At 71.3% G+C, this 23,224-nt stretch carries 21 protein-coding genes and 1 riboswitch; of the genes, 13 read left to right on the top strand and 8 right to left on the bottom strand.

Annotated features, from left to right (window positions below):
* Positions 1 to 274: 274 nt before the first annotated feature.
* From ACQKM2_RS16715 to def, 6 genes are all read left to right on the top strand, one after another.
* Positions 275 to 919, top strand: a complete 645-nt coding sequence (locus ACQKM2_RS16715; protein WP_007266438.1) for a sigma-70 family RNA polymerase sigma factor — start codon at positions 275 to 277, stop codon at positions 917 to 919.
* Positions 916 to 1,218, top strand: coding sequence for a mycothiol system anti-sigma-R factor (rsrA, locus tag ACQKM2_RS16710; RefSeq protein ID WP_007266439.1), 303 nt, complete (start codon positions 916 to 918; stop codon positions 1,216 to 1,218). Before ACQKM2_RS16715 ends, rsrA begins: the two co-directional genes overlap by 4 nt.
* Positions 1,219 to 1,391: 173 nt before the next feature.
* Entirely contained in the window at positions 1,392 to 2,894 is a 1,503-nt protein-coding gene (locus tag ACQKM2_RS16705) for an HD-GYP domain-containing protein (protein WP_427710373.1), read from the top strand.
* Positions 2,891 to 4,177: an HD-GYP domain-containing protein gene (locus ACQKM2_RS16700; RefSeq protein ID WP_427710371.1), complete on the top strand. Its 1,287-nt coding sequence runs from the start codon at positions 2,891 to 2,893 to the stop codon at positions 4,175 to 4,177. The genes ACQKM2_RS16705 and ACQKM2_RS16700 overlap by 4 nt, the downstream gene beginning before the upstream one ends.
* 127 nt (positions 4,178 to 4,304) lie before the next feature.
* Positions 4,305 to 5,300, top strand: a complete 996-nt coding sequence (locus ACQKM2_RS16695; RefSeq protein WP_427710369.1) for a tetratricopeptide repeat protein — start codon at positions 4,305 to 4,307, stop codon at positions 5,298 to 5,300.
* A gap of 58 nt (positions 5,301 to 5,358) precedes the next feature.
* A complete protein-coding gene (def, locus tag ACQKM2_RS16690) occupies positions 5,359 to 5,994 on the top strand; it encodes a peptide deformylase (RefSeq protein ID WP_427710367.1) in 636 nt (211 codons plus the stop codon).
* Positions 5,995 to 6,202: 208 nt separating this feature from the next.
* Here the strand turns inward: def and ACQKM2_RS16685 are convergent, their stop codons facing one another.
* Positions 6,203 to 7,171, bottom strand: coding sequence for a helix-turn-helix domain-containing protein (locus ACQKM2_RS16685; protein ID WP_427710365.1), 969 nt, complete (start codon positions 7,169 to 7,171; stop codon positions 6,203 to 6,205).
* Between the two features lie 81 nt (positions 7,172 to 7,252).
* Here ACQKM2_RS16685 and ACQKM2_RS16680 point away from each other — a divergent pair, with 81 nt between their 5' ends.
* Entirely contained in the window at positions 7,253 to 7,465 is a 213-nt protein-coding gene (locus ACQKM2_RS16680; RefSeq protein WP_427710363.1) for a hypothetical protein, read from the top strand.
* Between the two features lie 103 nt (positions 7,466 to 7,568).
* Positions 7,569 to 8,585 (top strand): hypothetical protein, encoded by a 1,017-nt coding sequence (locus ACQKM2_RS16675; RefSeq protein WP_427710361.1) that lies wholly within the window; start codon positions 7,569 to 7,571, stop codon positions 8,583 to 8,585.
* A 74-nt stretch (positions 8,586 to 8,659) separates the two neighbouring features.
* On the opposite strand, the gene ACQKM2_RS16670 is transcribed toward ACQKM2_RS16675, so the two are convergent.
* The 3 genes from ACQKM2_RS16670 to ACQKM2_RS16660 all read right to left on the bottom strand — a co-directional run bounded on the left by ACQKM2_RS16670 (position 8,660) and on the right by ACQKM2_RS16660 (position 12,868).
* A complete protein-coding gene (locus ACQKM2_RS16670) occupies positions 8,660 to 9,676 on the bottom strand; it encodes a ribonucleotide-diphosphate reductase subunit beta (RefSeq protein ID WP_358899304.1) in 1,017 nt (338 codons plus the stop codon).
* On the bottom strand, positions 9,676 to 12,075 hold the full coding sequence (locus tag ACQKM2_RS16665; RefSeq protein WP_427710359.1) for a ribonucleoside-diphosphate reductase subunit alpha: 2,400 nt from the start codon (positions 12,073 to 12,075) through the stop codon (positions 9,676 to 9,678). The genes ACQKM2_RS16670 and ACQKM2_RS16665 overlap by 1 nt, the downstream gene beginning before the upstream one ends.
* Before the next feature lie 157 nt (positions 12,076 to 12,232).
* A riboswitch (adenosylcobalamin-variant (AdoCbl-variant) riboswitch) is annotated at positions 12,233 to 12,309 on the bottom strand.
* Between the two features lie 64 nt (positions 12,310 to 12,373).
* A complete protein-coding gene (locus ACQKM2_RS16660; protein ID WP_427710357.1) occupies positions 12,374 to 12,868 on the bottom strand; it encodes a GNAT family N-acetyltransferase in 495 nt (164 codons plus the stop codon).
* Between the two features lie 78 nt (positions 12,869 to 12,946).
* On the opposite strand from ACQKM2_RS16660, the gene ACQKM2_RS16655 reads away from it, so the two are divergent.
* A complete protein-coding gene (locus ACQKM2_RS16655) occupies positions 12,947 to 13,531 on the top strand; it encodes a Uma2 family endonuclease (RefSeq protein WP_427710356.1) in 585 nt (194 codons plus the stop codon).
* A 51-nt stretch (positions 13,532 to 13,582) separates the two neighbouring features.
* Here ACQKM2_RS16655 and ACQKM2_RS16650 read toward each other — a convergent pair whose 3' ends face one another.
* The 3 genes from ACQKM2_RS16650 to ACQKM2_RS16640 form a co-directional block, all read right to left on the bottom strand.
* Positions 13,583 to 13,780, bottom strand: coding sequence for a YbdD/YjiX family protein (locus ACQKM2_RS16650; protein ID WP_427710354.1), 198 nt, complete (start codon positions 13,778 to 13,780; stop codon positions 13,583 to 13,585).
* Complete coding sequence (locus ACQKM2_RS16645) at positions 13,777 to 16,008, bottom strand: carbon starvation CstA family protein (protein ID WP_427710352.1); 2,232 nt, start codon at positions 16,006 to 16,008, stop codon at positions 13,777 to 13,779. Before ACQKM2_RS16645 ends, ACQKM2_RS16650 begins: the two co-directional genes overlap by 4 nt.
* Before the next feature lie 129 nt (positions 16,009 to 16,137).
* Complete coding sequence (locus tag ACQKM2_RS16640) at positions 16,138 to 16,902, bottom strand: GntR family transcriptional regulator (RefSeq protein ID WP_362465995.1); 765 nt, start codon at positions 16,900 to 16,902, stop codon at positions 16,138 to 16,140.
* A 297-nt stretch (positions 16,903 to 17,199) separates the two neighbouring features.
* Here ACQKM2_RS16640 and ACQKM2_RS16635 point away from each other — a divergent pair, with 297 nt between their 5' ends.
* The 4 genes from ACQKM2_RS16635 (at position 17,200) to ACQKM2_RS16620 (ending at position 22,003) form a co-directional block, all read left to right on the top strand.
* Positions 17,200 to 18,486, top strand: a complete 1,287-nt coding sequence (locus ACQKM2_RS16635; protein WP_427710350.1) for an extracellular solute-binding protein — start codon at positions 17,200 to 17,202, stop codon at positions 18,484 to 18,486.
* Between the two features lie 131 nt (positions 18,487 to 18,617).
* On the top strand, positions 18,618 to 19,640 hold the full coding sequence (locus ACQKM2_RS16630) for a carbohydrate ABC transporter permease (RefSeq protein WP_427710348.1): 1,023 nt from the start codon (positions 18,618 to 18,620) through the stop codon (positions 19,638 to 19,640).
* Between the two features lie 35 nt (positions 19,641 to 19,675).
* Positions 19,676 to 20,512 carry a carbohydrate ABC transporter permease gene (locus tag ACQKM2_RS16625; protein ID WP_427710489.1) on the top strand — a complete coding sequence of 279 codons (837 nt, stop codon included), beginning with the start codon at positions 19,676 to 19,678 and terminating at the stop codon, positions 20,510 to 20,512.
* 6 nt (positions 20,513 to 20,518) lie between these two features.
* Positions 20,519 to 22,003, top strand: coding sequence for a glycoside hydrolase family 3 protein (locus tag ACQKM2_RS16620; RefSeq protein WP_427710346.1), 1,485 nt, complete (start codon positions 20,519 to 20,521; stop codon positions 22,001 to 22,003).
* Positions 22,004 to 22,064: 61 nt separating this feature from the next.
* Here ACQKM2_RS16620 and nagB read toward each other — a convergent pair whose 3' ends face one another.
* The gene (nagB, locus tag ACQKM2_RS16615) at positions 22,065 to 22,850 is read right to left on the bottom strand and encodes a glucosamine-6-phosphate deaminase (RefSeq protein ID WP_427710344.1); all 786 of its coding nucleotides are present in this window, start codon (positions 22,848 to 22,850) and stop codon (positions 22,065 to 22,067) included.
* Positions 22,851 to 23,224: the final 374 nt, after the last annotated feature.

Genomic DNA, 23,224 nt, shown 5'->3' with positions numbered 1-23,224 from the left:
CCCCGGAATCCGGCGAAAACCCTTGGCACGCCCGGGAATGCGCCGCCCCGGCCGCCTGTTGTGGGGAATGTCGGAACGCAGGAGAAAGACTTCGGAGGAGAGGGAGCGCATGACCCAGGTCATCAGCCAGAACCGCCCGCAGGCCGCTGACCTGGAATGGACGGTGCTGCCCGCCCCCAAGCGCGACTCGCTTCGGGCGGCGGAGGGCCGGGAAGGTCGACTATTCTCCGATTCGAGCGGATCCGCTTTCGGAGCCGCCACGCTGTCGGAGGAGGTGGGTCCTGTCGCTGGGACCGACGAAGGCCAGGCACAGGAGACGACCGCTGAGCGCAACGCGCGTTTCGAGCGGGACGCCCTCGGCTACCTCGACCAGATGTACTCCGCCGCGCTGCGCATGACGCGCAACCCGGCCGACGCCGAGGACCTGGTCCAGGAGACCTACGCCAAGGCGTACGCGTCCTTCCACCAGTTCCGCGAGGGCACCAACCTCAAGGCGTGGCTCTACCGCATTCTGACCAACACGTTCATCAACTCCTACCGCAAGAAGCAGCGCGAGCCGCAGCGCAGCGCCGCCGAGGAGATCGAGGACTGGCAGCTGGCGCGCGCCGAGTCGCACATGTCGACCGGTCTGCGTTCCGCCGAATCGCAGGCGCTCGACCACCTGCCCGATTCGGACGTGAAGGAAGCGCTCCAGGCCATTCCCGAGGAGTTCCGCATCGCGGTCTATCTTGCCGACGTAGAGGGCTTTGCGTACAAGGAGATCGCGGACATCATGGGTACACCCATCGGTACGGTCATGTCGCGGCTGCACCGTGGGCGCCGTCAACTCCGCGGAATGCTGGAGGACTATGCCCGTGAGCGCGGGCTGGTCCCCGCCGGCGCGGGAGAGTCGAACGACCTGAAAGGCTCGGGCTCATGAGCTGCGGAGAGCCGCACGAGACGGAGTGCGCCGAGGTCCTGGATCATCTATACGAGTTCCTGGACCACGAGATGCCCGACAGTGACTGCACGAAGTTCGAGACGCACTTCGGCGAATGCAATCCCTGTCTGGAGAAGTACGGCCTGGAACAGGCCGTGAAGAAGCTGGTCAAGCGCTGCTGCGGATCGGACGACGTGCCGAGCGATCTCCGCTCCAAGGTCATGGGCCGGATCGAACTGATCCGTTCGGGTCAGGCCGTGCCCGAGGGTGACATCACCGCCGGGCCCGCGACCGGCTGAACCGCCGCCCCCGGAAGCCCACTTCGTTCACTCGAAGGTGCTAATCCGGGGGCGCCCGTACGGCGCAATGCGAAAATGTGCCCCGCTCCGTTCGGGGGCCGACCTATTCTCCCCTCGCGGTACCGCTCACTTCCGGTACCCGGTTTTCCCGGCCCCTGGGGGAGGAGAGCGCCATGCGGGTACTTCCGCCGATGGCGCGCGCCTGCGTCCTCGCCGCCGTCCTCGCGGCCTCGGCCTGCGCGGCCCCGGCCCTCCTCGCGGGCTCCGCGACGCCCTGGCCCGCCGTGACCCTGCTGGCCCTCCTCTACCTCGGCTGCGAGTCGGCGCGGAACCTCCCCTTCCTGGGCCGTCGGGTCCCCGAGGGCATCGGCTCCTTCTTCCCGGTGGTGATGGCCGCCGTCTTCCTGCTGCCGCCGTCGGCCGCCGCTCTCGTGGCCGTGCCCGGCGGACTCGCGCAGAGCGTCGTGCGGCGGCCCGCCGGGGTCCGCCGGATCTGGCACGCCGCCCAGCAGGCGACCGCCGCGTGGGCGGCCGGGCAGGCGTACGGACTCCTCGGCGGCCGCGAGGCCCTCGCCGGCCGGGGCGGCGCTCCCGCGGGACCGCCCGGCGCCGACCCCACCGCCTGGGTGGCCGACTTCCCGTACGTGATGCTGCCCGCCGCCGTCGCGGCCGTCGTCTTCTGCCTGGTGCTCACCGCCCTCGACGGTGCCGTCCTCGCCGCCGCCGAGGGCCGGCCCGCCGCCACCGCCTGGCGCGGACCCGCCACCGGCTCCCTCGCCCCGCACTGCGTGCACGGGCTCGCCGGCCTGATGATGGCCGTCATGTGGCGCAGCCCGTACGGGGTTCCGGCCGCGCTGCTCGTCCTGCTGCCGATGTACATCTCCTGCTGGGTCTTCGCCCAGTACCACCGCGAACGCGCCGCGCACCGGGCCACGATCCGCGCCCTCGTCCAGGCCGTCGACATCAAGGACCGCTACACGCGCGGGCACAGCGAACGGGTGGGGCAGGCCTCCGCCATGATCGCCCGCGAGCTGGGCATGCGCGACGACCGCCTCGAAGTGGTCCGGATCGCCGGGATCCTGCACGACGTCGGCAAGCTCGGCGTGCCGACCCGGCTGCTGCGCAAGGACGGGCCGCTCACCCCGGAGGAGCGGCGGACCATCGAACTGCACCCCGAGTACGGGCACGAGATGGTGCGGGGCATCGGATTCCTCGGGGAGGCCCGGTCCGCGATCCTGCACCACCACGAGCGGGTCGACGGCTCCGGCTACCCGTACGGGCTCAGCGGCGAGCAGATCCCGGTCCTGGCCCGCGTGGTGGCGGTGGCCGACTCCTTCGACGCCATGACCTCCACGCGCTCCTACAGCCGGGCCCGGCCGGTGGCCACCGCCCTCGCGGAGCTGGAGCGCTGCGCGGGGGCGCAGTTCGACCCGGCGATGGTGCGGGCCCTGGTGGCCGCCATCGGCCGGCACGGCTGGCACCCCGTGGTCACCTCCGACGAGGACCTCCAGGTCATCCCGGCCGCCCCGGGTCCGCCGCGGCAGGAGGCCGCGCCAGGCGCCGGGGAGGCGGCAGGGGAGGGCGCCGGCCGGGGCGCCGCGGACGGGGCCGCCGGGCCGCGGGCCGCCCGTCCCGCCGGGCGCGATCCCGCCGGGCGGGCCGGTGGCGGCCGGTGAGGGCCCTCGCCGGCTGGGCCGTCCGCGCCGCCGCGGGCGTGCTCACCGCCGCCGCGCTGGGTCACACCCTGTGGACCGGCGTCGTCGAGCCCGGCACCGCCCTCGCCTTCGCCGCCCTGGTCGCCCTCGGCGAACTCGCCCGCCGCGACCACCACCCGGCCCGCGCCGGCGGGGGCGCCGGGCCCGACGGGTACGGCCGGCCCGCACCGCTCGGCTCCGCCGGGGCCCTCGCGTACGCCCTGCTCGGCCAGAACGCCGGGCACCCCACCCACCACGGGGTGCTCCAGACCGTCGCCGTCGTCGTCGCGGCCGCCCTCGCCGGCACCGTCCCGCACATCGCCCGGGGCCACGGCCCGGCCCTGGACCACGTGGCCCGCCGGGTCCTCACGGTGGCCTTCGCCGCCGCCTGCTTCCGGCCCCTGCACAACTCCGGGCGGCTCGCCGAACGGCTCGGGCAGGGCCCGTACCTCGTCCTGTTCCTGCTGCTCCTGCTCGGCCTCACCGCCCTGTGCGACGCCGCGCTCGCCGCCGCCACCGCCGGGGCCCGCACCGGCTGGCCGTACGCGCCCCTGCTCCGCGACGAGCTGCGCGCCCTGCCCGGCGCCGGCTCGGCGATCTGCGCCACCGGCGTCGTGATGGCCCTCGGGGTGGCCGTGGCGGGCCTGTGGGCCCTGCCGGTCTTCTGCGTGCCGCTGCTGCTGACCCAGATGTCCTTCCACCGGATCGCCGCCGTCCGCACCACCTACCGCCAGACCATCACCTCCCTCGCCCGGGCCACCGAGATCGCCGGCTACACCGCCCCCGGGCACGCCCGCCGGGTCGCCGCCCTCAGCTGCGCCGTCGGCCGCGAGCTGGGCCTGTCGGAGCGGGAGCTCACGGTCCTGGAGTACGCCGCGCTGATGCACGACATCGGCCAGCTCTCGCTCGTCGACCCCGTCCCCGCCGGTGCCACCGCCGCCCTGCCCGCCGCCGAGGCCCGCCGGATCGCCGAGCTGGGCGGCGAGGTGGCCCGCCAGACCGGGGTGCCGGCGGAGGTCGCGGTGATCGTGGAACGCCAGGCGGACCCGTACCGCGAGCAGCCCGTCGCCGCCCGGATCGTGCGCGCGGTCAACGCGTACGACGACCTGGCGGGCGGCGGCCGTCACCCGGGCGGCTCACTGGCCGCCCTCGAACAGCTGCGCCTGGGTACCGGGCGCGACTACCAGCCGGAGGTCGTGGAGTCCCTGGCGAGGGTTCTGGCCAGGGGCGGACGCGGCAGAGTCGTACCCGTTCCGCCGGGGTAACCCATGGGTAATGAGCGGCCGTCCGAGCGGGCATGGTTGGATGCAGTAGGAGTGTCCGTGAGGGTGTGCGCAGAGCTGCACCTGTCCCCCAGCCACCGCTGGGGGTGCCCCCAAGCAGGCGGGAATCGTGAGGATCTTCGGGAAGGTACGGCATCGGCCCTCCGCCTCGTGGCGGCAGGCCACCGACCGCGCGTTCACGCTGATCGGCGACGGTCGGTACGAGGACGCCGGCGCGCTGCTGACCAGGGCTGCCGACCTGGAGCCCTGGCTGTCCGAGTCCTGGTTCAACCTGGCACTCCTCCACAAGTTCCGGCACGACTGGGAGCAGGCCAGGGCCGCCGGACTGCGCGCCGTGGCCCTCCTCGACCGGGAGACCGGCGCCCCGGACTGGTGGAACGTGGGCATCGCCGCGACCGCCCTGCAGGACTGGCCGCTGGCCCGCCGGGCCTGGCAGGCGTACGGGCTGAAGGTGCCCGGGGACCCGCACAGCACGGCCGGCACGGGCGAGCCGGTGGGCATGGAACTGGGCAGCGCGGCCGTACGGCTGTCGCCCGAGGGCGAGGCCGAGGTCGTGTGGGGCCGCAGGCTCGATCCAGCCCGGATGGAGGTCCTGTCCATCCCGCTGCCCTCCTCGGGACGGCGCTGGGGCGAGGTCGTCCTGCACGACGGGGTGCCGCACGGCGAGCGGATCACCGCGGCGGGCCCCTCGTACCCGGTCTTCGACGAGATCGAGCTGTGGGCGCCCTCGCCGGTGCCGACCTGGGTGGTGCTGCTGGAGGCGGCCACCGAGGCCGACCGCGACGCCCTGGAGCAGCTGGCCTCGGACGCCGGCTTCGCCGCCGAGGACTGGTCGTCCTCGGTGCGGCTGCTGTGCCGGACCTGTTCGGAGAGCGCGATGCCCAGCGGCGAGGGCAACGGCGACCACCTGGACCCGCACGACCACAGCGAACCGGGCCACCCCGGCCCGCTGGGCCACCGCACGGCCGGATCCGGCTCCCTGTGGGTGCCCGAGCGGGAGTGCGGCATCGCGGCGCCGGTCGGCCTGGTGCGCGGGCTGCTGGACAGCTGGGTCGCCGACAGCCCCGACAGCCGTGAGTGGCGGGATCTGGAGGAAGTCTGCTGACCCTGGGCCGTAGGCTGTACGGGCACACCACGGACTTGAGGGAAGGCGTACGGCGGACATGGCGCAGCAGGAGAACCAGGTGACCCCGATCGACGACGAGGGCTACGTCGTGGACACCGAGGACTGTGAGGCGCGCGAGCTGGCCTACCGCGAGCGCGGCACGTCCCGCCCGATCACGGTCGTCGGCAACCCGGTGCTGCACCGCGAGTGCAAGGACGTCACCGAGTTCGGCGACGAGCTGGCGCAGCTGATCGACGACATGTTCGCCAGCCAGAAGACCGCCGAGGGCGTGGGCCTGGCCGCCAACCAGATCGGTGTGGACGCCAAGGTCTTCGTCTACGACTGCCCGGACGACGACGGCGTGCGCCACACCGGCGTCGTGGTCAACCCGAAGCTCGTCGAGCTGCCCGCCGCGAACCGCGTGCTGGACGACTCGAACGAGGGCTGCCTGTCGGTCCCGACCGCCTACGCCTCGCTGGCCCGCCCGGACTACGCCGAGGTCACCGGCCAGGACGCCCAGGGCAACCCGATCAAGGTCCGCGGCACCGGCTACTTCGCGCGCTGCCTCCAGCACGAGACCGACCACCTGTACGGCTACCTGTACATCGACCGCCTCTCCAAGCGCGACCGCAAGGACGCGCTGCGCCAGATGGCGGAGAACACCCCGCGCTACGAGGTCGTCCCGAACGACTGATCCCGTCCCGCGCGCCGTACGCGCACGACGCGCACGAAGGCCCCGCTCCGGTTCCGGAGCGGGGCCTTCGTCTGTGGGGGGAGTGGCCGGCGCGCGCGGTGCGGGGCGCGGTCGGCGCATTCGGATGACATCACCGCCGCCGGGGCCCGGCCAGACCTGCCCGTCCCGAATGTCAAGTCGCGGTCGATTACCGGCCGTTGGGCTCGGGTCAGGCCACCGCGCGGGGTCCCCGGAAGGCGCGGCGGAAGGCGTTGGGGGTGGTGCCGAGGGTCCGCAGGAAGTGGTGGCGCAGGGCGGCCGCGGTGCCGAAGCCGCTGCGGCCGGCGATGGCGTCCACGGTGTCGTCGGTGGCCTCCAGCAACTCCTGCGCCAGCAGCACCCGCTGGCGCAGCACCCACTGGTACGGGGTGGTCCCCGTCTCCTGGAGGAAGCGGCGGGCGAAGGTCCGCGGCGACATGTGGGCCCGCTCCGCCAGCCGCTCGACGGTGATCTCCTCGTCCAGGTGCCGGGTCATCCAGCCGATCACCTCGCCGACCGTGTCGCAGGAGGTGCGGGGGAGCGGCCGCTGGATGAACTGGGCCTGGCCGCCGTCGCGGTGGGGCGGTACGACCATCCGCCGGGCGATGGTGTTGGCCACCTCGGCTCCGTGCTCCTGGCGGACCACGTGCAGGCAGGCGTCGATGCCCGAGGCGGTGCCGGCGGAGGTGATCACCAGCCCCTCGTCGACGTAGAGCACCTCCGGATCGACCCGGGCCGCCGGATAGCGGCGGGCCAGCGCCGCGGAGTGCATCCAGTGCGTGGTGCAGCGCCGTCCGTCCAGCAGCCCGGCTGCGCCGAGCACGAAGGCGCCGCTGCACACGCTGAGCACCCGCGCCCCCCGGTCCACGGCCCGGCGCAGGGCGTCGAGGAACGGCTCGGGGTAGTCCCGTACCGGGGCCTGGCGGTCGGCGGGCAGGCAGATCAGGTCCGCCTCCTCCAGCCGCTCCAGGCCGTGGGAGGGCGCGATGGTGAAGCCGACGTCCGCCATGGCCAGCGGCCCGTCCTCGGCCGCGCACACCGCGAAGTCGTACACGGGCAGCCCCTGCTCGCTCCGGTCGATCCCGAAGACCTCGCAGAAGATCCCGAACTCGAAGGGCGCCACTCCGTCGACGAGGGCCACCGCCACGTTTTTCAGCATGGGCCCAGTGTGGCAGTAATTCGCTCTTCCATGACAGTCCTGCCACTGTCCGGTTCCGTCTGCCGGGGCGATCTTTGAGTCATGAACACGTTCCTCGACTACCTCACCGTCCTCGCCGTGGCCGCCCTCCTCCTCGCCCCCGCCCTGTACGGCGCCCTCCGGGAGCGCCGCACCGACCGCGAGCTCGCGGCCGCGGCCCGCCGGCGCCCGGCGGCGACGCCCCGCCCGGCGCCCGCACCCCGCCCGGCCGGAGCCCGGCCCGCCGCCTGGCGCCGGGGCCGCGTCGCGCACTGACCGCGAACCTCCTGCGTTCGACACGCCTCCCCGGGCGGGCCAGCATGGAAGTGAGGCAGGCCGAGAACCAGCCGAAGGGGAGGGGTACGCGGAAGGACCCATCATGAAGCGTTGTATGCGCGTGGCGGTGACCCTGCCGGTGGCCGTGGGGCTGGCAATGGCGTACGCCCCCCGGGCCCTGGCGGACGGTGACGCGTCCATCGTCTCCGCCGAGGTGTCCGGCCCGCTGACCCCGGGGGCACGGGCGACGGTGAACGTCGTCGTGATGAACATCAAGGCCCCGGCCGGCCAGGAGTCGTGCACGGAGATAAAGACCGAGGGCGGCGGGGCGACCACCTGCTTCAATCTCGGCGCTCCAGGAACCTCGGTGACCCATGCCGGGGTCATGGTCATGGACAAGGACGCCAAGCCGGGCGCCAGAACGATCACCGTGAAGCTCATTCCCCGCAACATCAACGGGGTGGGCAAGGACGAGAAGACCATCTCCGGCACGGTGGGGGCCGCGCCCCCCGCCTGTAACCCGGTGAAGCTGCAGAAGGACGCCTTCGCCCTGGGCCACAAGGAGGGACTCGCCGACGGCCGGGCCGACGGCTACGCCGACGCCTACCGGCAGAGCTACGACGACGCGTTCAAGAAGAAGCAGGGCCTCACGGCGGAACAGTGCGAGGAGTTCGCGCACAAGGCCTTCCAGGACGGCTACGGCAGGGGCTACGACACCGGCTTCAAGGAAGGTCAGGCCAAGGGTGCCAAGGAGGGCCAGAAGGAAGGCAAGGAGGACCAGCGCACGGGCAACGCCTCCCGCAACGTGACGATCGAGACGATCGCGGTGAAGGCGCAGCCGTCGAGCGGCGAGATCGACTGCTCCTTCGGCGTCGTGTTCAGCGCCACCGTCCAGGCCTCCGGCGCCGGCACGGTCCGGTTCCACTGGGACCGGCCCTCCGGAAAGCTGCCGGGGACCCTTACGTTCGGTGACGACGGCGCACCCAGGACCGCCATCAGCCTGGGCACCATACCGACGGGTGCCACCACGGCCACCCTCACCCAGAAGTTCGTGGTCGACAGCGGCCCCTCGAAGGGCAAGTCGGAGCAGTTCACCGCCAATGTGACCTGCAAGAAGTAGCACCGCCGCAGCACGACGTCCCCGCCCGTTGAGCCACGGGCGGGGACGTCGTCACGTCGAACGGCGGGCCGGGACTAGAAGTCCTCGTCCAGGTCGACCGTGCCCTCCACGGCGACCTGGTAGGCCGACGGGCGGCGCTCGAAGAAGTTCGTCAGCTCCTGGACGCCCTGCAGCTCCATGAAGGAGAACGGGTTCTGCGAGCCGTACACCGGCGGGAAGCCGAGACGCACCAGGCGCTGGTCGGCGACGCACTCCAGGTACTCGCGCATCGAGTCGGTGTTCATGCCCGGCAGGCCGTCACCGCACAGGTCGCGGCCGAACTGCAGCTCCGCCTCGACGGCCTCCTTCAGCATGTCGGTGACCTGCTGCTGGAGCGCGTCGTCGAAGAGCTCCGGCTCCTCCTTGCGGACCGTGTCCACGACCTCGAACGCGAAGTTCATGTGCATGGTCTCGTCCCGGAACACCCAGTTGGTGCCGGTCGCCAGACCGTGCAGCAGGCCGCGCGAGCGGAACCAGTACACGTACGCGAAGGCGCCGTAGAAGAACAGGCCCTCGATGCACGCGGCGAAGCAGATCAGGTTCAGCAGGAAGCGGCGCCGGTCGGCGGCCGTCTCCAGCCGCTCGATCTTCTCGACCGAGTCCATCCACTTGAAGCAGAACTGCGCCTTCTCGCGGATCGACGGGATCTCCTCGACCGCGTCGAAGGCCGCCGCGCGGTCGTCCGGGTCGGGCAGGTAGGTGTCGAGCAGCGTCAGGTAGAACTGGACGTGCACGGCCTCCTCGAACAGCTGGCGCGACAGGTACAGGCGCGCCTCCGGGGAGTTGATGTGCTTGTACAGCGTCAGGACCAGGTTGTTCGAGACGATCGAGTCGCCCGTCGCGAAGAACGCGACCAGACGGCCGATCATGTGCTGCTCGGCCGGCGTCAGCTTCGCGAGGTCGGCGACGTCGGAGTGGAGGTCGACCTCCTCCACCGTCCACGTGTTCTTGATCGCGTCCCGGTAGCGCTCGTAGAAGTCCGGGTAGCGCATCGGGCGGAGCGTGAGCTCGAAGCCCGGGTCGAGGAGGTTCTTCTTCTCGGTGGAGCTCATTACTGGCAGGCCTCGCAGGACTCGGGGTTCTCAAGGGAGCAGGCCAGCGCCTCGGCGTCGAGGGCCTGGGGCAGCTGGGCCGGGGTGGCGGCGGCCGGGACGGCGGCGGCGGCGCCGGACGCGGCGCGGGCGATCTTCGTCGCCGGGCGGGAGCGCAGGTAGTAGGTGGTCTTCAGACCCTGCTTCCAGGCGTACGCGTACATCGAGCTGAGCTTGCCGATGGTGGGCGTCTCCAGGAACAGGTTCAGCGACTGGCTCTGGTCCAGGTACGGCGTACGGGCCGCCGCCATGTCGATCAGGCCGCGCTGCGGGATCTCCCACGCCGTGCGGTACAGCTCGCGGATCTCGGCCGGGATCCAGCCGAAGCCCTGGACGGAGCCGGAGGAGTCGCGCAGCGCCTCGCGGGTCTGCGCGTCCCACACGCCGAGCTGCTTGAGGTCCTCCACCAGGTAGCCGTTGACCTGGAGGAACTCGCCGCTGAGGGTCTCGCGCTTGAAGAGGTTGGAGACCTGCGGCTCGATGCACTCGTACACGCCCGCGATCGAGGCGATCGTCGCCGTCGGGGCGATGGCCAGCAGCAGGGAGTTGCGCATGCCGCTCTTCGCGATCCGGGCGCGCAGGGCCTCCCAGCGCTCGGGCCAGTGGCGCTCGGTCTCGTAGTGGTCCGGGTGCAGGACGCCCTGGGCGGTACGGGTCTCGGCCCAGGCCGGGAGCGGGCCGGAACGCTCGGCGAGGTCGCAGGAGGCCTCGTACGCGGCCAGCATGATCCGCTCGGAGATCTTCGTGGACAGGGCCTTCGCCTCGGCCGAGTCGAAGGGCATGCGCAGCTTGAAGAAGACGTCCTGCAGACCCATCGCGCCCAGGCCCACCGGACGCCACTTGGCGTTGGAGCGGCCGGCCTGCTCGGTCGGGTAGAAGTTGATGTCCACGACGCGGTCGAGGAAGGTCACGGCGGTGCGGACGGTCTCGTCCAGGCGCGCCCAGTCCATCTCCCCGTCGGCGACGAACGCGCCGAGGTTGACCGAGCCGAGGTTGCAGACGGCCGTCTCGGCGTCGTTGGTGACCTCGATGATCTCGGTGCAGAGGTTGGAGGAGTGGACGACGGTGCCGGGCAGCGCGGTCTGGTTCGCGGTCCGGTTGGAGGCGTCCTTGAAGGTCATCCAGCCCTGGCCGGTCTGCGCGAGGGTGCGCATCATGCGGCCGTACAGGTCGCGGGCCGGCATGGTCTTCTTGGCGAGGCCGGCCGCCTCCGCCTTGACGTAGGCGGCGTCGAACTCGTCGCCGTAGAGGTCGACCAGCTCGGGGACGTCGGCCGGGGAGAACAGCGACCAGTCGGCGTCGGCGTTCACGCGGCGCATGAACTCGTCCGGGATCCAGTGCGCGAGGTTGAGGTTGTGCGTACGGCGCTGGTCCTCGCCGGTGTTGTCGCGGAGCTCCAGGAACTCCTCGATGTCCGCGTGCCAGGTCTCCAGGTAGACGGCGGCGGCGCCCTTGCGGCGGCCGCCCTGGTTCACGGCGGCGACGGAGGCGTCGAGGGTCTTCAGGAACGGCACGATGCCGTTGGAGTGGCCGTTGGTGCCGCGGATCAGCGAACCGCGGGCGCGGATGCGGGAGTACGAGAGGCCGATGCCGCCGGCGTGCTTGGACAGGCGCGCCACCTGGTGGTAGCGGTCGTAGATCGAGTCCAGCTCGTCCAGCGGGGAGTCCAGCAGGTAGCAGGAGGACATCTGCGGGTGGCGGGTGCCGGAGTTGAAGAGGGTGGGGGAGGACGGCAGGTAGTCGAGCCGGCTCATCAGGGTGTAGAGCGAGGCGACTTCCTCGACGGCCTGGACGCTCTCGTCCTCGGCCAGGCCGCAGGCCACGCGCAGCATGAAGTACTGCGGGGTCTCGATCACCTGGCGGGTGATCGGGTGGCGCAGCAGGTAGCGGCTGTGCAGGGTGCGCAGGCCGAAGAAGCCGAAGCGGTCGTCCGCGCCCTCGGCGAGCGCGTGCTCGACCAGCGCGTTCAGGCGGGCGGCGTGGGCGGCGACGAACTCGGCGGTGCGGTCGGCGATCAGGCCCTCGCGGTGGCCGACGGCGACGGACTCGGCGAAGGAGGTCGAGCCCTGGCCGGCGGCCTCGTCGGCCACGGCCAGCGTCAGCAGGCGGGCGGCGAGCCGGGAGTAGGCGGGGTCCTCGGAGATCAGGCCCGCCGCGGCCTCGGTGGCCAGCCCGCGCAGCTCGGCCTCGTCGGCGGAGGCGCTGCGGCCGCGCAGGGCGGCGGCGGCGACCCGGCCGGGGTCGGTGTCGGGGAGGTCGGCGGTCAGCTCGGTGAGAGTACGCAGCAGCGCGGCCCCCGGGCCTTCGGTGGTGTCGCCAGAAACGGACTCGGCGCGCGGTGCGGAAGGCGCGATGGTCACGGCGGGAGCTCTCCCTCGCTCGGCCCGGTCGTCGGCGGATCGGGGCGCGGGGAGGCGCATGCGGGCGCGACGGGGTCGCGTACTCGCCGCATGGCGTCCACCGGCCCAACCGCGAGGCCCGGACGTGTCGGCACCCGGTTCGGTCGACCCGGGCGCACTGTCGGCAGGTCCTCGGACTTTTCATACCGTTGCGGGACAGTTCCGGATTCACACCGGATTCCCCTGCGGCGACAGCGAGGATGAGCATACATGTGGGGGGCCGCCCGTGCGCGACCCACCACATGTTGTGTCGGCGCGGCTACAGCTCCAGACGGTAGGTCAGTAGTTTCAGGGCCGGAACGGGCGACCAGTCGAGCCCGGGAGTGCGTACGAAGCCCAGCCGCTCGTAGATCCGCTGGGCGCCCAGCATGGCCGGCTGGGTGGACAGCACCAGGGCCGTGACGCCCAGGGCGCGGGCCCGTTCGGCGCAGGCCCGCACGAGGGCCTGCCCGACGCCCTTGCCGCGCGCCTCGGTGGCCACCGCGAGCATCCGGAACTCGGCCTCGCCGGGTCCGGCCACGTCCGCGAGCCGGCTGCCGGGTGCGGCGAACGTCACCCCGCCGAGCACCCGGCCGTCCTCCACGGCGACGAGCACCTCCCCGTCACCGGCCCGGCCGGCGACGTCGCGCAGGACGTTCAGGTAGCGGTCGTCCTCGTTCTGGTCGAGCAGCCCGTCCCCGGTGTAGGCCTGCCCGGTGATCTCGCCGAGCCGGGCGTATTCGTCTTCCCTTGCCGTCCTGATCTCGAAGTCCATGCCGCCGAGTGTGCCGGACGGGTGTCAGCGGTCGGCGCTATCGTCGGAGACAGCACCGTCGAGGAAGGCGAGCGAGGCATGACCCTCATGACTGACCATCCCCACATGACGACCGAGGACTTCGAAGCCGTGGCGCGCATAGCGGCCCGCGAGCGGGTGGGGACACGGCTGGAGTTCATCGACGGGGTTATCAGGAGCAAGGCCATGCCGGACGGCGACCACCAGATGATCATTCAGTGGCTCACCCGGATCTGCTTGCAACATCGGCCGGAGCTCTGGCTGCACGCGGGGCAGTGCATCAAGGCCCAGGAGTACCGGACGGGCCGGGCCATTCCAGACGGAGTGCTCGCGCCGTCCCAGGCGTTCGTCGGGCAGGGGGACTGGGTAGAGCCCGAGCCGATCCTCATGGCCGTCGAGGTGACCTCCTGGGACTCCGACACGGTGCGCCGGGACCATGTTGAGAAGCCGCGCGCCTACGCGGAGACGGGTATCCCCGTGTACCTGCTGATCGACCGGGCGAAGTGCGAGATCTCCGTCTACAGCCAGCCCAACGGCCGCCGGTACGAGAGCATCCACATCGTGCCCTACGGCATGGAGATCGCCCTTCCCGACCCCGTCGGCATCACGCTCCAGACCGAGGTCCTCAAGGACTGGGTGCGCTGACCCGCGCACGACGAAGGGCCCCGCCGATACGGCGGGGCCCTTCGTCGTCCTTCAACAGCAGCGGAAGCCCTCGCGGGGGTCCGCCTCGCGGGCGTCCGTGCGGGCCCGCTCGAAGGCGCGCCGGGTCAGGACCTCGGCGTCCGGGTCGTGCGAGCGGGTGTGCGCCACGTAGCGGTCGTACGCGGCCTCGCCGGAGAACTCCCGTACGTAGAACCGGGCCTTCGCCAGCGCCCCGCGCACCCCGCTCACGCGACCGGCTCCTTGGCCTTGCCCCCGCTCCCGTCGAGGCCGGCGGCCGCGAGCTCGGCCTTCTCCTCGGCGGTGGCGATGAGCCCGGCCGGGGCGATGATCTTCGACTCGGTCCACGGCACCTCGGACAGGCTGACCGCAGCCGGGTTCCGGACGGCCTTGAGGCAGACCCGGGCCGCGTCCACCAGCACGACGATGATCAGGAGTGCGAACAGCGCCGACAGGACCCCGTCGACCGTGGCGTTGGTGACCACGGTGTGCATGTCGTCCATGTTCTTGGCGGGCGGCAGCACCTTCCCGGCGTCGATGCCGGTCTGGTACTTGTCGCGCTGCGCGAAGAAGCCGACCTTCACGTCGTCGGAGAAGATCTTCTGGTAGCTCGCGGTGAGGGTGACGGCCACGTCCCAGGCCAGCGGAACGCCGGTGACCCAGGCCCACTTGAGCCGCCCGGACTTGACCAGCAGCGTGGTGCAGACGGCCAGCGCGACCGCCGCGAGCAGCTGGTTCGCGATGCCGAACAGCGGGAAGAGCTGGTTGATGCCGCCCAGCGGGTCCTTGACGCCGACCCACAGGAAGTAGCCCCAGCCGCCGACGACGATGGCGCTCGCGAGCCACACGCCCGGCTTCCAGCTGACGTCCTTGAAGGACTTGTGCACGTTGCCGAGGGTGTCCTGGAGCATGAACCGGCCGACGCGGGTGCCCGCGTCCACCGTGGTCAGGATGAACAGGGCCTCGAACATGATGGCGAAGTGGTACCAGAAGGCCTTCATCCCGGCGCCGCCTATGACCGACGAGAAGATCTCCGACATCCCGAGTGCGAAGGTCGGCGCGCCGCCCGTACGGGACAGCAGGCTGGCCTCCTCGACGTCCTTCGCGGCCTGCGCGAGGGCCTCGGGGCTGATGGCGAAGCCGAAGTCGGTGACGGCCTTCGAGGCGGTCTGGACGGTGGCGCCGATGACGCCGCCGGGGGAGTTCACCGCGAAGAAGAGGCCGGGCTCGATGATGCTCGCCGCTATCACCGCCATGACGGCGACGAACGACTCGGTGAGCATGGCGCCGTAGCCGATGACCCGGACCTGGGTCTCCTTCTGGATCATCTTCGGGGTGGTGCCCGAGGCGACCAGCGAGTGGAAGCCGGAGAGGGCGCCGCAGGCGATGGTGATGAAGACGAAGGGGAACATCGACCCGGCGAAGACGGGGCCGTCGCCGCGCGTGGCGAAGTCGGTGACCGAGGGCATCTTCAGCGTCGGCATCGCGATGACGACGCCGACCGCCATCAGGGCGATGGTGCCGACCTTCATGAAGGTGGACAGGTAGTCGCGGGGCGCGAGCAGCAGCCACACCGGCAGCACCGAGGCGATGAAGCCGTACACGACCATCCAGATGACCAGCGTCTCCTTCTCCAGGGTGAAGGTGCTCGCCCAGGAGGAGTCGGCGACCCAGCCGCCGGCGACGATGGCGAGCAGCAGCAGCGCGACGCCTATGACGGAGACCTCGGTGACCCGGCCCGGCCGCAGCACGCGCAGGTAGACGCCCATGAAGAGGGCGATCGGGATGGTCATGCCGATGGAGAAGACGCCCCAGGGGGAGTGCGCCAGGGCGTTGACGATGACCAGCGCGAGCACGGCCAGCAGGATGACCATGATGACGAACACGGCGACGAGGGCGGCGGCGCCGCCGACGGGGCCGATCTCGTCCCGGGCCATCTGGCCGAGCGAGCGGCCGTCGCGCCGGGTGGAGAAGAACAGGGTCACCATGTCCTGGACGGCGCCGGCGAAGATGACGCCGGCGACGATCCAGATGGTGCCCGGCAGGTAGCCCATCTGCGCGGCCAGCACCGGGCCGACCAGGGGGCCGGCGCCGGCGACGGCGGCGAAGTGGTGGCCGAAGAGCACGCGCCGGTCGGTGGGGTGGAAGTCGACACCGTTGTCGAGGCGTTCGGCGGGGGTGGCCCGCGTCTTGTCGAGCCGCAGGACGCGGGTGGCGATGAAGCGGGAGTAGAAGCGGTAGCCGATGGCGTAAGAGCCCAGCGCGGCGGCGAGCAGCCAGGCGGCCGAGATCTCCTCGCCCCGGGACAGCGCGAGCACGCCCCAGCCGAGGGCCCCGACGAGGGCCACGCCCACCCAGACGGCGATCGACTGCGGGGAGGCCTTCCCCGAAGAAGAGGGCGAGCCCGGACTACCGCCTTGACCCGCCGCTTCTGTCCCTGTTGCTCCCGGTTCCGGCATGATCCTCGTCCCCTCGTTGATCATCTGCGTAAACGCACGGAATCTACGGGGGCTTGACCGGTGAAAGTAAGCCCCCGTCCGCATAGCGGTACGAGCGTCTACCGAGGGCCGTGGGCAGTCAACAGCTGATCACGTGGCGGGTCGCTGGAGACGGGCCACGAATTTGTAACGGTCGCCGCGATATACCGATCGCACCCATTCGACCGGTTCCCCGTCGGCGTCCAGGGAGTGCCGGGAGAGCATCAGCATCGGCAGGCCCACGTCGGTGCCGAGCAGCCCGGCCTCGCGCGGGGTGGCGAGGGAGGTCTCGATGGTCTCCTCGGCCTCCGCCAGCCGGACGTCGTACACCTCGGCGAGGGCGGTGTAGAGCGAGGTGTACTTGACGAGGGAGCGGCGCAGCGCCGGGAAGCGCTTGGCCGAGAGGTGGGTGGTCTCGATGGCCATCGGTTCGCCGCTGGCCAGGCGCAGTCGCTCGATGCGCAGGACCCGCCCGCCCGTGGCGATCTTCAGCAGGCCCGCGAGGGTGTCGTCGGCGGTGACGTACCCGATGTCCAGGAGCTGGGACGTGGGCTCCAGGCCCTGGGCGCGCATGTCCTCGGTGTAGGAGGACAGTTGCAGCGGCTGCGAGACCTTGGGCTTGGCGACGAAGGTGCCCTTGCCCTGGATGCGCTCCAGCCGGCCCTCGACGACGAGCTCCTGCAGGGCCTGCCGGACGGTGGTCCGGGAGGTGTCGAACTCGGCCGCGAGAGTACGCTCGGGCGGCACGGGGGTGCCGGGGGGGAGCGTTTCGGTCATGTCGAGCAAGTGCCGCTTGAGTCGGTAGTACTTGGGCACACGCGCCGTGCGAGTGGCTGCCCCGCCTTCCGGCTCCGTGGTCGCCCCTTCGGTGGCCATCGCCGCCCGCCTTCCCGACTCCAGTTTCGCTGCCGTCACCGGCTCCTCCGATATGTGCGGTCACATGGTGACACGGGCGGGAGGGCAGGCCTCCTCCCCTCCCCCAGGTGTCGGTCCGGTAACGGACCGAGCACCCGCTCATTAGACCCTTGACACCCCTAAAGGTCTAGGCCAAGCTCCCGGTACTGGTCTAAACCAATGTGGATCAGATCCCGGCCCCACGGCAGTACTTGGTACGTACGTCACCGCGGCGGGCGAGGGAAGGTGCAAAGCAGCAGCATCCCTGAGGAGGGTGGCGTGAAGCGCAAGCTCATTGCGGCGGTCGGTGTCGTGGGCATGATGGTCGGTGTCGCGGCGTGCGGCAACGGCGGCGACGACAAGCCGGAGTCCGACGCGTCGGGTGGCGCCAAGGAGATCACCGTCTGGGTCATGGACGGTTCCGCTCCCAAGGCCTGGATCGAGCAGGTCAACAAGGAGTTCTCGGCCAAGCACCCCGGTGTCACGGTCAAGGTCGAGGAGCAGAAGTGGACGGGCATCCAGGAGAAGGTCACCACCGCCCTCTCCGAGAACACCCCGCCGGACGTCCTTGAGCTCGGCAACACGCAGACCGCCGGCTACGCGGTCACCGGCGGCCTCGCCGACCTGACCAAGGACAAGGCCAAGCTCGGCGCCGACGCCTGGCAGAAGAGCATGCTCGCCTCCGCCGAGGTCGAGGGCAAGCTCTACTCCGCCCCCTGGTACGCCGCCAACCGCGTCGTCGTCTACGACAAGAAGGCCTACGCGAAGGCCGGTGTCACCCCGCCGAAGACCCGCGACGAGTGGATCGCCGGCCTGGAGAAGCTGAAGGCGTCCGACCCGTCCGCCCAGCCGATCTACCTCCCCGGCCAGAGCTGGTACATCCTCGCCGGCTTCATCTGGGACGAGGGCGGCGAGCTCGCGGTCAAGGACGGCGGCAAGTGGAAGGGCCAGCTGGCCACCCCGCAGGCCGCCTCCGCCATGGACTTCTACAAGAAGCTCCAGTCCTTCTCCACCGCTCCCAAGGACAAGGACGAGGCCACCCCGCAGCAGTCCACCGACATCGTCCCCAAGGGCGGCGTCTCCTCCTGGATCGGTCTCGGCTGGGAGGCCGGCGGTGCCGAGAAGGCCATCAAGGACGCGGGCAAGGAAGCCGACTTCGGCTACTTCCCGATCCCCGGCAAGACGGCCGACAAGTCCGGCACCGTCTTCCTCGGCGGCTCGAACCTCGCCGTGGCCGAGCGCTCCAAGAACAAGGAGCTCGCCAAGGAGTGGCTGGCCCTCGCCACCGGCAAGGACCAGATGACCAAGTACGCCGCCGAGGTCAAGGGCGCGCTGCTGCCGAACCAGACCGGCGCGAACTTCGCCCCGGCCGCCGGCTCCTTCGCCGAGGCCATGGCCAAGGCCGGCGCCAACGGCAAGATCACCCCGGTGACCGCGGGCTGGGCGAACGTCGAGACCGAGCCGAACCCCATCAAGGAGTTCATGACCAAGGTCCTGAAGGGTGAGGACGCCGCCAAGGCGGGCGCGGAAGCGGACAAGGAAATCGCGAACCGCATCAACAAGTAACAGCCCCACCCGGCAGTACCCGCACAGCCCAGCAGTGTGAACGCACCGGGGGGTGCGGCGGGCGGCCAGCCGCCCGCCGCGCCCCCGGTCGCGCATTTGACTCCACAGTCAACCGCGAGGAAGCCAAGCCCATGACCGTGCACTCCCAGGGAGCGGCGACCAGCGCTCCACAGGACGCACCACGCAAGTCCGCCGGACGGCCGCCCAAGGCACCCACAGCCGCCACCGGCCCCAGTGATACGTCTCCTCGCGGGGGCAGAAGGTCGCTCCCCTCGGGGTGGCTGCCGTACCTGCTGGTCCTGCCTGCCGTGGCCAGCTTCGCGCTCCTGCTGCTGTACCCGCTGATCAAGAACGTGATCCTGTCCTTCCAGGACATCAACAAGATCGAGTTCATCCAGCGGAAGTACCCCTTCGCGGGGTTCGAGAACTACACCCAGCTGCTCGGCGACTCGAACTTCTGGACCGTCGTCGTCCGCAGCTTCGCCTTCACCTTCGCCAACGTCGTACTGATCATGGTGATCGGCAGCCTCATCGGGATCCTCCTCAACCGCCTCGGCAAGTGGATGCGCCTGGTCCTGTCCATGGCCCTGGTGATGGCCTGGGCCATGCCGATCGTCGCCTCCGTCCAGGTCTTCTACTGGCTGTTCGACGAGCAGTTCGGCGTCATGAACTGGCTGATGCGCACCCTCGGCTTCTCCGGCTACGAGCAGCACAACTGGTTCGAGACCGGCTTCTCCACCCTGACGATCGTCACGCTCCTGGTCGTCTGGGGCTCCATCCCCTTCGTCGCGCTCAACATGTACGCCGGCCTCACCACGGTCGGCGGCGAGCTGTACGAGGCCGCCCGCATGGACGGGGCCAACGGGTGGCAGACCTTCTGGAAGGTCGTCTTCCCCAACCTCCGGCCCTTCTTCATGGTCACCACGTTCCTTGAGGTGATCTGGGTCTTCAAGGCCTTCACCCAGGTCTACGCGATGAACAAGGGCGGCCCGGACCGCGCCTCCGAGATCCTCCCGGTCTTCGCCTACGTCGAGGGCCAGAGCCAGGCCCACTACGGCCTCGCCGCCGCGATCTCCGTCCTGACGATCGTCATCCTGCTGGTCGTCATGTCCTTCTACTTCCGCCTGATCCTGAAGCAGGAGGAGGAGCAGTGAGCACCACCACCGCCCCGGACAAGCCCGCCCAGCAGCTGCGCACCCGCAAGCCGCTGCGCCCCGCGACCGTCGCCAAGAACGTCGGCGCGGTGCTCCTGGCCCTGGTCTTCGTCTTCCCGGTCTACTGGATGTTCTCCTCGGCCCTCAAGCCGAACAGCGAGATCCTCACCAAGGACCCGGTCTTCGTCTTCACCCCGACGCTGGACAACTTCTCCAAGGCCACCGGGGTGACGAACTTCTGGACGTACGTCACCAACAGCCTCGTGGTCACCGTCGGCGCCGTCCTGCTGGCCCTGCTGGTCGCCCTCGCCGCGAGCTTCGCGATCGCCCGCATGAAGTTCAAGGGCCGCAAGGGCCTCGTCCTCGGCGTGATGATGGCCCAGATGGCCCCCTGGGAGGTCATGGTCATCGCGATGTACATGATCATGCGCGACGCCGAGATGCTGAACAACCTCGCCGTGCTCACCGCGATCTACTACGCGATGGTCCTCCCCTTCACCATCTGGACCCTGCGCGGCTTCATCGCCGCCGTCCCGGTGACCCTGGAGGAGGCCGCCCAGATCGACGGCTGCACCCGCGGCCAGGCCTTCCGCAAGGTGATCTTCCCGCTGCTGGCCCCCGGCCTGATGTCCACCTCGCTCTTCGGCTTCATCACCGCCTGGAACGAGTTCGCGATGGTCCTGATCCTCAACAAGGACAAGACCGCCCAGACCCTGCCCCTGTGGCTGACCCAGTTCAAGACCGCCTTCGGCAACGACTGGGGCGCCACCATGGCCGCGTCCTCGATCTTCGCGATCCCCGTCCTGGTGATCTTCATCTTCCTCCAGCGCAAGGCCGTCGGCGGCATGACCTCCGGCGCCGTGAAGGGATAACGGACCATGACGATCCTTGCGCACCGCGTCGACAGCCTCACCCGCGACGCCCTCGCCGTCCTCCAGCCCGGCTTCGAGGGCACCACCGCCCCCGCCTGGCTGCTGCGCCAGGTCGCCGAAGGCCTCACCGCCGTCGGCCTGTTCGGCCGCAACATCGCCTCGCCCGAGCAGCTCGCCGCGCTCACCGCGCAGCTGCGGGAGGTCCGGGAGGACGTGCTCGTCGCCATCGACGAGGAGGGCGGCGACGTCACCCGCCTGGAGGTCCGGGGCGGCTCGTCCTTCCCCGGCAACCTCGCCCTCGGCGCCGTCGACGACACCGCCCTGACCCGCGAGGTCGCCCGCGAGCTGGGCCGCCGCCTCGCCGAGTGCGGGGTCAACCTCAACTGGGCCCCCTCCGCGGACGTCAACTCCAACCCCGACAACCCGGTCATCGGTGTCCGCTCCTTCGGAGCCGACACCGCGCTCGCCGCCCGGCACACCGCCGCCTACGTCGAGGGCCTCCAGGCCGCCGGCGTCGCAGCCTGCACCAAGCACTTCCCGGGCCACGGCGACACCAACGTCGACTCGCACCACGCCCTGCCCCGCATCGACGTCGACCTGGACACCCTCCAGGCCCGCGAGCTGATCCCGTTCAAGGCGGCCATCGAGGCCGGCACCAAGGCCGTGATGAGCGCCCACATCCTGGTGCCCGCCCTCGACCCGACCCGCCCCGCCACCCTCAGCCCGCAGGTCCTCACCGGCCTGCTGCGCAAGGAGCTGGGCTACGAGGGCCTCATCGTCACCGACGGCATGGAGATGAACGCCATCGCCGGGACGTACGGCATCGAACGCGGCTCGGTGCTCGCCATCGCGGCCGGCGCCGACGCCATCTGCGTCGGCGGGGGCCTCGCCGACGAGGCGACCGTGCTGCGCCTGCGCGACGCGCTGGTCGCCGCCGTACGCGAGGGCGTGCTCCCGGAGGAGCGGCTCGCCGACGCCGCCGCCCGGGTCCGCGCCCTCGCCGACTGGACCCTCCGGTCCCGCCCGGACGCGCCGCGGGAGGGGAGCGGCGCGTCCGGCATCGGCCTGACGGCGGCCCGCCGCGCGGTCGTCGTGTCCGGCACGGCGGCTCCGGTCTCCGAGCCGTACGTCGCCACCCTCGCGCCCGTCGCGAACATCGCGGTCGGCGACGAGACCCCGTGGGGGGTCGCCGCGGAGCTCGCCGAGCTGCTCCCGGGGACCGGCTCGGGCGTCTACCCCGAGGGCTCCGCCGCCGCCGACGTGCTGGCGGCCGCGGGGGAGCGCACCGTCGTGGCGGTGGTCCGCGACGCGCACCGGCACCCGTGGATGACGGAGGTCCTCGACGCCCTGGTCGCGGCCAGGCCGGACACCGTGGTCGTGGAGATGGGCCTGCCGCGCGCCGAGCCGCGCGGGGCGCTGTACGTCGCCACGCACGGCGCCTCCCGCGTCTGCGGGCGGGCCGCGGCCGAGGTCATCGCCGGCCGCGCCTGATGCACGAGAAGGCCGGGCCCCCGTGGAGGGGGGCCCGGCCTTCTCGTATGCGCGAGGGTTCTTACAGACCCTGCCAGGACGGCTTGGCGGCGTAGGTCTGGCGGAAGTAGTCGGCCAGCTTCAGCTTGGAGGCGGCCGCCTCGTCGACGACGACGGTCGCGTGCCGGTGCAGCTGCAGCGCCGAGGCCGGGACCAGGGCGGACAGCGGGCCCTCGACGGTCTGCGCGACGGCCTCGGCCTTGCCCTCGCCGGTGGCCAGCAGGACCAGGTGGCGGGCGTCGAGGATGGTGCCTATGCCCTGGGTGATGACGTGGTGCGGCACCTGGTCGATGTCGTTGTCGAAGAAGCGCGCGTTGTCCACGCGGGTCTGCTCCGTCAGCGTCTTGATGCGGGTGCGGGAGGCCAGCGAGGAGCAGGGCTCGTTGAAGCCGATGTGCCCGTCGGTGCCGATGCCCAGCAGCTGGAGGTCCACCCCGCCGGCCGCGGCGAGGGCCGCGTCGTACGCGTCGCAGGCGGCCTGGACGTCCTCGGCGGAGCCGTCGGGGCCCATGAAGGAGGCCTCGGTCAGGCCGAGGGGCTCGACGACCTCGCGGAGCACCACCGCGCGGTAGGACTCCGGGTGCCCGGCCGGCAGGCCGACGTACTCGTCGAGCTGGCAGATCCGGGCGGCGGAGGCGTCGACCTCGCCGGCCGCGACCTTCGCCGCGAGGGCTTCGTAGATGGGCAGCGGGGTAGAGCCGGTCGCCACGCCGAGCAGGGCGTCGGGCTTGCGGCGGACCAGGGCGGCCATGGCCTCCGCGATGAGCTCGCCGCCTGCCTTGGCGTCCGGGACGATGACAACTTCCACGCTGGGCCTGCCGATCTGAGTGGGGTGCGGGGTTGTGGTATAGACCAATCTAGCAGAGCGGGCCCGCCCCCGGCGGGCCTCCGGCACATCCATCGTCCCGCCGTTCCCACCACCCCGCCCGGCTTGCGGGGGCCGCTGCGCGGGGCCGTCCCCTACCCGCCCTTCGCCCGTTCCTCCCCCAGCTACCGCTGGGAGGTGCCCCCAGGGGCTCCGCCCCAGACCCCGCGCCTCAAACGCCGGCGGGGCTGGAAATTCGCTGCGCGAATTCCAGCCCGCGCGGCGATTGAGCGCACCGGGCGCGAAGCGCCCGGAACGGGTCCGGGCCGAGCCCGGGGAACGGTGGAAGGGCGGGTAGGGGACCCAGCCCCGCAGGG

Origin of the sequence: Streptomyces sp. NPDC004126, from assembly GCF_050275515.1 — a bacterium.
Lineage (GTDB): Bacteria > Actinomycetota > Actinomycetes > Streptomycetales > Streptomycetaceae > Streptomyces.
Note: the sequence above shows the minus strand (reverse complement) of the source record. Positions and strands in the feature narration are given on the sequence as shown.